The organism is Halalkalibacter wakoensis JCM 9140 (assembly GCF_000513095.1).
Taxonomy (GTDB): Bacteria; Bacillota; Bacilli; order Bacillales; family Bacillaceae_D; genus Halalkalibacter; species Halalkalibacter wakoensis.
Genome location: NZ_BAUT01000105.1, coordinates 1 through 10,527, shown reverse-complemented (window position 1 = coordinate 10,527; position 10,527 = coordinate 1). Strand labels below are relative to the sequence as shown.

The 10,527-nt window shown below is 34.7% G+C and carries 7 protein-coding genes and 1 pseudogene; 3 read left to right on the top strand and 5 right to left on the bottom strand.

What is annotated here, in order from left to right; genetic code table 11:
• From JCM9140_RS20715 to JCM9140_RS20705, 4 genes are all read right to left on the bottom strand, one after another.
• On the bottom strand, positions 1 to 1,631 hold a 1,631-nt coding region (locus tag JCM9140_RS20715; RefSeq protein WP_034751188.1), incomplete at its 3' end, for a site-specific integrase.
• A 9-nt stretch (positions 1,632 to 1,640) separates the two neighbouring features.
• Complete coding sequence (locus JCM9140_RS24750) at positions 1,641 to 2,255, bottom strand: hypothetical protein (protein WP_235715429.1); 615 nt, start codon at positions 2,253 to 2,255, stop codon at positions 1,641 to 1,643.
• Positions 2,256 to 2,361: 106 nt separating this feature from the next.
• A complete protein-coding gene (locus tag JCM9140_RS20710) occupies positions 2,362 to 4,362 on the bottom strand; it encodes a hypothetical protein (protein ID WP_235715428.1) in 2,001 nt (666 codons plus the stop codon).
• Positions 4,363 to 4,382: 20 nt separating this feature from the next.
• Complete coding sequence (locus JCM9140_RS20705) at positions 4,383 to 5,693, bottom strand: site-specific integrase (protein WP_034751186.1); 1,311 nt, start codon at positions 5,691 to 5,693, stop codon at positions 4,383 to 4,385.
• A gap of 329 nt (positions 5,694 to 6,022) precedes the next feature.
• Between JCM9140_RS20705 and JCM9140_RS23395 the strand changes: the two are divergent.
• The 3 genes and pseudogenes from JCM9140_RS23395 to JCM9140_RS20695 form a co-directional block, all read left to right on the top strand.
• A pseudogene (locus JCM9140_RS23395) lies at positions 6,023 to 6,196 on the top strand (LemA family protein); the annotation flags it as partial.
• A gap of 14 nt (positions 6,197 to 6,210) precedes the next feature.
• On the top strand, positions 6,211 to 7,086 hold the full coding sequence (gene htpX / locus JCM9140_RS20700; RefSeq protein ID WP_034751191.1) for a zinc metalloprotease HtpX: 876 nt from the start codon (positions 6,211 to 6,213) through the stop codon (positions 7,084 to 7,086).
• 148 nt (positions 7,087 to 7,234) lie between these two features.
• A complete protein-coding gene (locus JCM9140_RS20695; RefSeq protein WP_034751183.1) occupies positions 7,235 to 8,611 on the top strand; it encodes a sodium-dependent transporter in 1,377 nt (458 codons plus the stop codon).
• A gap of 265 nt (positions 8,612 to 8,876) precedes the next feature.
• On the opposite strand, the gene JCM9140_RS20690 is transcribed toward JCM9140_RS20695, so the two are convergent.
• Complete coding sequence (locus JCM9140_RS20690; protein ID WP_034751182.1) at positions 8,877 to 10,082, bottom strand: aminotransferase-like domain-containing protein; 1,206 nt, start codon at positions 10,080 to 10,082, stop codon at positions 8,877 to 8,879.
• Positions 10,083 to 10,527 lie beyond the last annotated feature (445 nt).

Here is a 10,527-nt window from a genome sequence, read left to right as displayed (position 1 = left end):
GAACATAATAATGCTAGTTTATATATTTCATTTTGTATGGCGTTAGATTTAGTTTTAACTTTATTAAATAGATTAGGATTTCTACTAGATAGTTCATCACTTACAATTTGCTTGTTAAGGTTACGAATAGTAGCTGTTAGTTCATTGATATTAGTTTTCTTTGCGAGTATATCAGACTTGATTTTTTCTTTGTATTCAACGTATTCCTCAGTTGAAATACCCCAATGCGAACAAAAATAACATAGTTTACTTTCACAACGCTGTTCCTCATCTTTGCAATATCCTACCTTCATCTTCCTTTTAAATGAACTGTTGTCATAGTCGTAAGCTTTTAACTTAACTTCATCTGGAATCGTTCCGGTTTGCCTCTCAATAATCTTAGAGTTTTTAATTTTTTTCATTAGTTTAAAAACTTCACAATCAACCCAATACTCAGTATGACCACTATAATGATATTGAGCTTTAATAGTTTGATGTCCACCTAATCTTGCTATTTCAACTGGAGAATACCCTTGCATCATTAGAGAGACAAAGGCAAAGTGTCTTGTATCGTTGGGTAATACTTGATATTCCTTTGTTATCTGACAATCGTATTCAATTTCCATTACTTTGTAAAACCTCTTAATGAGCCTATCTAAATTAAGAGATTTAAATTGGTTTAAATTTTTTGTTACAACCGCCCTATTAGATGAGCTCCCATGAATAATAGAACGGTAAGAAACTAATGTATCTGTAGGACCATATTGATTCGTTAATTCGATATAGTGCCTAATTAGTTCGTACATTTCTTCGTCTATTAATAACTTATCTGGAATTTGTATCCTCCTTGGATTTTTTAACTTGTTCCTTGGCAATCTAATATAATGCTTACCATTGTCGATTGAAGTGCAATCTCTTTTAATCAGGCAGAATTCTGTCGGGCGCATTGGAATAACATTTGTTAGCCTCCACCATATTATCAAAGGATAAATGAGAAGTATTTCTTTATATTTCAAATCTTCTTTAATAGATTCATCTAATACTTTATTAAAATGTTTTTCTAAATAATATGAGAATGAGAGTACATATCTAGATGGAGGAAGCTGTCTTACATTTTGTTCAATTGGTATTTTGCCTTTCAGTTGTACTAGAGATGGAACAAAATCATCAGCTATCTCTAAATCTGTGTAGTCAAAGAAATTACAAAGTGAATTTATCATATCTACTTTATATTTATTGCTATAATCACTATGCTCAATAAATTTTAATAGAGTGTCCTTATTATCGATTCTAAAGCCCTTAGTCAGTTCAAACCCCTTCAAGAAAAGTATAAGACATGAAGTTGCCCCATTCTTATATTTACCAATAAGATTTACTATCCAACACTTAACCATGTCTTTAAATTCTTTTGGTAAACTAGTATTAAACAAGTACGAGTTCAATTTACTGAAGTCAAACGCTTTATAATTTTCTTTGTACTGTACTTGAGTTACTTCCCAATAATCATCTTCAAATTCACCTTTAATCCATCGCTTTTCTAAAACTAATTTATTAATGATTTCTTTTGATTCATTAACGCTTTCCTTTAATATGAATTCTTCATCAGAAAAGACACTTATATCTATTTCAACTTTATTTTTCAGTACTGACATTAGTTCCCCCTATGGCAAGTAAATTGGACTATACGTTAAATATTGTTCAAAGTCTTCGCTAGTCCTTGATTGCACTTCGTCAAGTAGGTTTAATAATTGATTATATTCTTCTTCTCCATTTTCAAAGAAGTTGAAAACTTCGTTTTGACCAAATTTTTGCATAGCTCTTTCTAAGTTATCCATATCTTTATATAAACAGTTCATCAGACGTGTTTTTTCACCTTCAAATGAGCTAGGCTCAATTTCTTTTACAAATTCATAAACACTTTCTTTAACACCCTCTACAAGGGAAGAAATCGCATAAAAATTAGGAACTGAAAATGGACAATCTTTGCATGAATCCAATTCTGGTTTTTGACACTCTGGTGATACAATGCATTGAAAGTTCTCATCTTGACTTGGTAAGACATTGGTTTCCAAATCAAACATCAAGCTACTAACCTTATCGATACCCATACTCAAGATTTTTTCTGCTACTAACTGTCTCTCAGATAAGGTCTTGTTAATAAAACCCGTTGTTGCTTGTAGTTTGTAAACTCCTCCTAATGTATTCGTGATTGCTATGATTTCATGTGTTCTTACATCTCTATTGTTATTATTATCTCCCAGTAAAATAGTCGCCATTAAGTCAGGAATATAGCCGAATGGTTTTCTATTAAATAAAGTCTGACATAGCTCATCTAGTTGTTCCTCCGGGATAACAAGATATATATTAGTGGATTCGAAGTCTTCATGAGCTTAATCTCTGTGCCATCTCTAAAGCAGCACTCCCACGACCTTTTCTTACTAGTACCATATACATCATTACTAAGACAGTCCGATTCATTTTTAGACTCTTAAACTTAAAATCATCTCTCTTTATCCCTTTGAAAAAAGCATTATGAGCTTTCTTTGAGATTACGTTGTTATCCTGTAATCCGAAATCGATAATACCATTGTATGAAGTATTACTGTCATCACTTATAATACTCGTACGCATTTTTACAATAAGTGTGCAAATAACAGCAGCTGTCGCTAAAGGAAGTATTAAATTATCTGGACAGTTAAAACGATTTAATGCTCCTGTTTTATTTACTGTAAGGTCTTTTCGTTTGATATGATTAACAATAGAGTTTGCTTCGTCTATTGTTAAATCACGTTTCTTCAACTCTTCTAGTGAAATGGAGCCTACTTCTTCTAATCCTACCCTCGGAAAGGATATAACGTCGCCATGCCTCCAGGCATTCCCAAGATGCGTAAGGACATATAACCAAGCAGGTGCATAATAATTATGTTCTCCTGTACCACTAATGATTCTCTCCGCGTCTAGGATAGCTTCATGTTTATGCGTCATCAGTTTTGCATAATCATAGATTTCTTCATACTCCCAATAATCATAAGTTTCTTTAGGCTTTTCAACAGACTCATATAAAAAAGGATTAATAATTCTTGTCATATTATAAGTTTTCTTTATTTCTTTTTTTTCTGATAAAGTAACGTTTATCTTTGCATGAAATTCCAAAAGAAAACTATAAAGCAAACACTGTTTCGAACTTGATAAAGAATTATTAAAAAGCTTTAAATTAATATCATTAGACGTAAGAGAGTATAATTCTCCTTCAAGTGTTAAATCAGCTAAATAATAAGTACAGTCAATGTACTGTGAAATAAGAGTTTTAATAACTGGTTTGCTTCCATTAGTTAAAGTTAACTTTTGTTCACAATACAAATACCACTCTTGTTCAGTGTATGGACATTCCCCTGAGAATGAGATTCCTTTTAACTTTAGGATTCTATAAAGTCGCTTAACTGGGTTAATTTCAGAATTTAATATCCTGCTTATTTCATTTCTTAATTCTATCTCTTTTCTATACTCATAAACTTCTTCTAATAAAAACATTATTTCTGAATGAGACCCCAAAGCTCTTCTTGCCAATGTATTAGTTTGAAATTTTGTAAATTTTTCGTACTGAATAGAATTAAGGTTACAAATAGCCATAACATCTTGCGCTGTACAGTAATTTTTTTGAATTTCTTTCATTTTTTCTTTTAGGTTTTTAATTTCATATTTAGGATAAAATATCTTTCCTTTAATATAGACAGGCTCTAATTTCTCTTCCTCCTTAAGCAAGCTAAACGTACCCCTATTAAATTCTAAAATCGATAATGCCTCGTCCAAACTATAAAAATCAGCTATTTCATATAGTGGGATGTTAAAGTATTTCTCAGCATCTTCAAATCGATAAAAGTAATTAGTCTTAGTAATCGTTACCCTTTTAATATTATGCTTTTTTTCCAATGCATATATATCCTGATAAGAAATACTATACCTATCCCAAGCATCAACACATCGAATATGTGTTTCAAGAAAATATAATAATTGTTCCTTATTTACAAACAGATAAACTTTTTTGAAACCTTTTTCGAAATACTTAAAGTCAATCCTTTCTGATTCACACATAGCAATTATTCCATCTAAGATTTCTTTTCGTCTACCGGTTCCGTGAAGAGGAGATTTTCCTTCAAATCCAAGTAATTTGACAACTTCTTTATCCGTAACGTACTTTGTTTCTAGTAAGTCAATAAGTCGTGATAATTCGTCCAAATCACTTCTATTAAAATAAGTTGAAATTCTAGTTTTCCCAGGAGCCTCTTTTGTTCCAATAAACCCTTGTTCTACCCAAGGTTTAAATCCTTTATAAGTTTTCGCAATCTTGTCATATTTACCAGATTTCACTACCTCATACTTCACTATCCACCAGGCTCCACCGTTTACCCCACCTTATTTTTCCATTTTTTAACGTATTTAAAATCTATTATCCCCATTTGCTCTATAGGGTGCTTTTTAAACTCATTAACCGCTTCTTTTATTTGCTCAGTAGTCAGAGTTTCATCAATATAGTCTAACGCAGAATTGATATTTCTATCACCTCTAGCAATAGCTAACTGAGTTGGGGTAAATCCCATATCAATAAGGGTGTTAGTAAAAACTCCCCTTCCGATATGTGAACTCCAAACAGTATCAGCAATAAGGTCATAATCCTCATGTCCCATTATTAAATCTAGAAAAGCTTTTTTAACCTTCTTAAAGCGTCTATCATATACTTTCCCCGACATTGGATATCCGTCTTCATCAAGGAATAAAGCGCTTAAATCCTTACATTTTCCTTTTAATTGCATGATATCTAAACTTTTCATATGTTTGTCATAAATTGACCAAACTAAGTCATTGTCGAGAATTGTTTGTCTAGCTAAATGTACACCTAAATAGTTTAATCTCTTAGGATTTTCAGATTTTGTATCTTTCAGACGAGAAAAGAACTTCCGTCTATTATCTTTAATTTGAACCTCCATAGATTCTCGGTGAGTAACAATTAGACCGCCTCTATCTACATTTACTACTTCTCCGCGCCTCAAGCCACCATAAAATTGGAAACAGAGCCCTAGTGCAATATCTGGTGCAATCTCCATCGCTATACTAATAAAACGAGATGTTAAAGCTACTCTATCATCACCAAAATCTTTTAGCTTTGCTACTTTTGTCTTTCTAGTGTCTTGAGAAGGGAACCTTGTACCCAAATGTGGTTCTCTAAAAACTGATTTATAAGTTGTGTGACCTTTCCCGTTATCTTTCTCAATTATTTGGAATTCTTCATCTATTAAATTCATTTTCTTTAAATATACGAAAAAAGCCGTTAGATAATATTCATATTGCTCTACAGTTGATTTTTGTAGACCTTTCAAAGAGAGATGAGTTATGTAATTACTAGCATGTTTTCTCTTTAACCCTCTTAGCCCGATTTGTTTAAGCTCAATGTATTCTTCATGGTTTTCTTCAACCATATACAAACAATAATTTAATAGTCTACATACTACCTTTGCTGGAGCATCAGTACTGTTTAATGACTTGCCACTATATTCATATATAGTCTTTATAAAATGGTTAATGGGGTGTGGATATACAATTCCTGAGTGCTCATCTAACACCCCAATCATAACAACTTTTATATTCCTCATTTTATCTTGAATAATCTCATTAACAGTAACTTCTCTACTGACAAACTTATAATTTAAGAGTTCCATTACAATACCTCCAAATATGCCTACAAAACTAATGCTCGCTCATTAGGAGTGTGGACAACGAAAAGCACGTTGACCACAAACCTAACTCACTCCCACTGCGCTATTCCCGCGCCGGGACTACTCCCCCACACTTCTTATCATTACAAGGCTATATAATCCCCAGTTATAGTTATATCCTCTCAATACCATTTACTCACACTTTAAATATTTTGTCCAATATTTAATATAATGGGCTTTTTCAATTTCACATTATAACCCTTTATTATCAAGCGTATTAAGGTTATTCCTCTCTCTTATTTTGTTTTCGACCTAAATTGTAGCTATATGGAACAGAAAATAAAATTGCGTACGCACGTCAGTTATATAACAAAACAGTGATGGAATATAATACGAAAATCCAATCCATTCCTACAAATTTAGTAGCATCCATTCACAATTTCACAAGACGTGACATGCTCGAAATCCCGATTGAAGAACGTGAAAATGTGAAAGTACAATTTTAAGGTGGATAACTATGATTCTCTATAAACAAATTGAGCGGAATAAAAGGAACACCGTTTTTATTGTTGCAGGGTTCATTTTATTTGTGTTAGCAGTCGGTGCCTCCTTCACTTATTTAACAGCTGGAGATTATTATAGCGGGATGATTCTAGCAGCCATTATCGGAGGTGGCTATACAGTCATCATGTTAGTTTCGAGCACAAACGTTGTCATGAGAATGAATCACGCTAGGGAAATTAAATCAAAGGATGAAGACCCCTTTTTATGGAACACCGTTGAGAACTTAGCTATGGCGGCAAGAATTCCAATGCCAAAAATTTTTATGATCCAAGATCAAAGCCCAAATGCGTTCGCAACAGGAATATCCCCCAAAAAGGGAGCTGTAGCTGTAACTACTGGGCTCATGAACCATTTAAATCGCGAAGAAGTTGAAGGCGTTTTAGCACACGAGGTCGCCCATATTCGCAACTTTGATATCCGCTTAGCCACAATAGCGATTGCTCTTGTATCAGCTGTCGCAATTCTAAGTGATATGGGCACTCGGATGATGTTTTTCTCAAATAGAAATCGCAATCAAAAACAACACCCAGCCGTCCTGATCATTGCTCTCTTACTATTATTACTGGCTCCTTTAGTCGCTACCCTTATTCGCTTGGCAATTTCAAGGAATCGCGAATTTTTAGCCGATGCAAGTGCAGCTGAACTCACGCGCAATCCATATGCACTTGCATCGGCCTTAAGAAAAATCACCGGTGTTAAGACACCGGTTCAGGAAGCATCGGGTACGTCTGCTCCCCTTTATTTTGCAGATCCTTTAAAAAAGAAAGCCGCAAGTCTCTTCTCGACACACCCACAACCCGAGGAGCGAATCCGTAGATTAACGAACATGTAATGTGTTCGTTTTTTTATTGACATTCTAGTCGAAATTCCGCAAAAAGAAACAACCAACTATTATGTCAGAAAATTTACTATATTTTTTTAACTTAGTGTGGTATAGTATTTTCACAAAACATTTTATTGATTTAAAGGAGGAATGCGTTATGTCATTAAATAATGGCAATGGACGTGAGCAGTGGGCTACAAGGCTGGGTTTTATTTTAGCAGCCATGGGTTCTGCTGTTGGATTAGGTAACATTTGGCGTTTTTCATATGTTGCTGGTGAAAATGGAGGAGCGGCATTCATTTTAGTTTATCTTGTTATGATTTTATTAATTGGTTTGCCGATTGTGATGTCCGAATTTACAATTGGGCGTAAAGCACAAAGCGATGCAGTTGGTGCATTTGAAAAATTATCACCAGGTGGCGATCGACTTGCTCCAGGGGAACCTTGGAAGCTAGCTGGTATTATGGGTGTAGCCGCTGCATTTATGATTCTTTCGTTCTACGGAGTTATTGCTGGATGGATTGTTTATTATTTCTTTAATTATTTAACTGGAAACCTTTGGACTGCTCCTGCTGATGGCTATGGCGCATTCTTTGGCGGATTTATCTCTAGTCCTGTTCAACCACTGTTTTGGCAATTATTATTTATGGTTTTAACAATTGGAATTGTTTTTGTTGGAGTTAAAAAAGGAATTGAGCGCGCGAACAAAATTTTAATGCCTTTACTTGGTATTTTACTTATTGTTCTTTCAATTTACGGATTAACACTTGGCGGCGCCAAAGAAGGATTAGCGTTCTTGTTCTCTCCTGATTGGACTGCTTTGACTGACCCGAATATTTATTTAGCAGCACTCGGGCAAGCGTTCTTCTCTTTAAGTTTAGGAATGGGAGCTTTAATTACGTACGGAAGTTATTTATCAAGCAAAGAAAGACTTCCAGGTGCAGCAGCAAGTGTTGCTGGACTTGATACAGCATTCGCTATTATTGCTGGTATTATGATTTTCCCAGCTGTTTTTGCTTTTGGAATTGAACCTGGTGCAGGTCCTGGACTTGTATTCGTTGTTATGCCAGATGTATTTGATAGCTTTGCACTTGGTGGTATTTTCGGGATTCTCTTCTTCTTCCTTTTAGCAGCCGCTGCATTAACATCTGCTGTTTCATTGTTAGAAGTTGCTGTCGCTTATTTCATGAGAAAGTTTGAATGGTCTCGTAAGCAAGCTGCCATAATTGTAGGTTCGTTAATCTTCTTATTAGGTGTACCATCTTCTTTAAGTCAAGGTGCACTGTCTCACGTTAGCCTTTTAGGCGGGCGAGACATTTTAGACTCAATTGATTTTATTGCATCAAATATCTTCCTTCCTCTTGGTGGACTAATTATTGCTCTATTCATGGGTTGGGGCTGGAAAAAGGCAGATGCCCTACGTGATTCCGACTTTGGAAATACGAAGCTAGGTCTCATTTGGTTATATTTACTACGCTACTTAGTACCAATTGCGATTTTAGCTGTATTTATTAGTTCGATTTCTGAATTCTAAAAAACAAGCATCAAAAAAGCACCGCTTTTGCGGTGTTTTTTATTTTTAACTGAGAAGTAGTTCATTTTGTCGCATTTATATCTTTTAACATCCACAATTTATTTTTAAAAAACGATGCTGTTGCTTTTGCATATTTTTGTCCTTCATCAGCTTGTTGAATGACGGTTTCTTTTTTTCGTCTTCAAAAGAAAAGGACCATCAAATAATATAGTATTTGATGATCCTTTTCTAATTAAGTATTTAATATTGTAGAAGCTCTTAGCTATTAATCAATGTGTACCAATTTTTTTTGCATTTCTTCTTCAATCATTGGAACAAACAACTTCATCCCTTGTTCAATCTTCTCTGGAGTGGAGTGTGTAAAGTTTAAACGCAGCGTGTTTTTCTTAGGCTCACCCGCATAAAAAGGTTCTCCAGGAACATATGCAACCCCTCTATCCACTGCCTTATTGAGTAATTGTGTCATATTTAGCGATTTGTCTACCTCTAACCAAAGGAACATCCCACCTTTTGGTTTAACAAAATGAACAGAAGGCAATTCAGCTTGCTCTAGACAACGAACCATAACTTCCATCCTGCTTTTATATACTTTGATTAAGTGACTGATATGCCCATCTAAGTCGTAGTTCGTACATAATTGATAGAGGGCTTGTTGAGCTAATGAGTTGGAATGTAAATCATTTGCTTGTTTTGCTTGTGCCATCATCCGAATCACTTGATATGGCCCGACAATCCAACCTGTTCGTAAGGCTGGAACTGCTGTTTTAGAGAAAGTACTTGTATATAATACGTGCTTGCCATCATCTAAAGAAGCTAACGGCTGATAGGTTTCGTTTTCTGTAAATTGAAGCTCTCCGTATGGATCGTCCTCAAAGACAACTATTTTGTACTTTTGCGCAAGATTAATTAGCTGTTTCCGTCTTTCAAGTGACCATACACGCCCTGCTGGGTTTGAAAAAGTTGGTACGACGTAAATGCATTTTGGGTTGTATTTTTTCAATTTGGCTTCTAAGTCATCAGGATCCATTCCATCATTGTCTGAATCAACTGCTACCACGGTTGCTTCATAAGACTTAAATACCTGCAAGGCAGCTAAATAGGTTGGATCTTCTGTTAACACGATATCTCCTGGACTTAACATAATTCGTGAAAACAAATCAATCGCTTGTTGGGAACCTGTGGTCACAAGCACTTCATCTGAGGAAAATCCAGTAATTCCCTTCTTGCTCATTCTTTCTAATATTGCTTCGCGCAAAGGACGATAGCCTTCTGTTTCCATATATTGTAATGACTTTTTACCTGTTTGAAATACTCTCGAAAACGCATCTTCTAGACCATCTAAAGGAAACAAATCATCATCAGGTAGCCCACCCGCAAATGAAATAACATCTCCTTTTCCAACAATCTTCAAAATGTCTCTTACAGCAGAAGATTGTAAAAAGCGGACCCGATCAGCAAAGGCATACTTCATTTCTAGCACCTCTATTAATTCTAAAATTTTGAATATTACATTAATACTACTCTGTTTTGCTAAAATGTCAATAAATCTTATTTATTTTTCACAGTTGTTCATTTACTTTTCCCGTGAAAAATAAAGATTATTCTACAAGGTCTTATTATGACAGTTCCTTTGTTATTTGTCAGGTATTTAATGAAAAAGTCTGTTTTCGTATACTTTGTTGCTTGCTTTCATAATAACATGTTCGTTCGTTAAAAATCGTTTATCGCGCGCTTCATTTACATGCTTTTTAGATGATGGAAAAGGTAGGTAGGTAATGACTTACAACAATCACCTAAAAAAGAGGCAAGCTCTTGTTTGAGCTTACCGAATGAGTGTTTCGTTTTAAACTAAAGAGGTGAGAACGAGTCTAACAGGAATCGGATCAAAAGGTCCAATCTTGTCAGATGCACTTTTT

What these genes read in the sequence shown, in the direction of transcription:
- JCM9140_RS24750 (WP_235715429.1), bottom strand. Translation starts at nt 2,255, where the DNA reads ATGGCGACTATTTTACTGGGAGATAATAATAACAATAGAGATGTAAGA.
- JCM9140_RS20705 (WP_034751186.1), bottom strand. Translation starts at nt 5,693, where the DNA reads ATGGAACTCTTAAATTATAAGTTTGTCAGTAGAGAAGTTACTGTTAAT.
- JCM9140_RS20695 (WP_034751183.1), top strand. Translation starts at nt 7,235, where the DNA reads ATGTCATTAAATAATGGCAATGGACGTGAGCAGTGGGCTACAAGGCTG.
- JCM9140_RS20690 (WP_034751182.1), bottom strand. Translation starts at nt 10,082, where the DNA reads ATGAAGTATGCCTTTGCTGATCGGGTCCGCTTTTTACAATCTTCTGCT.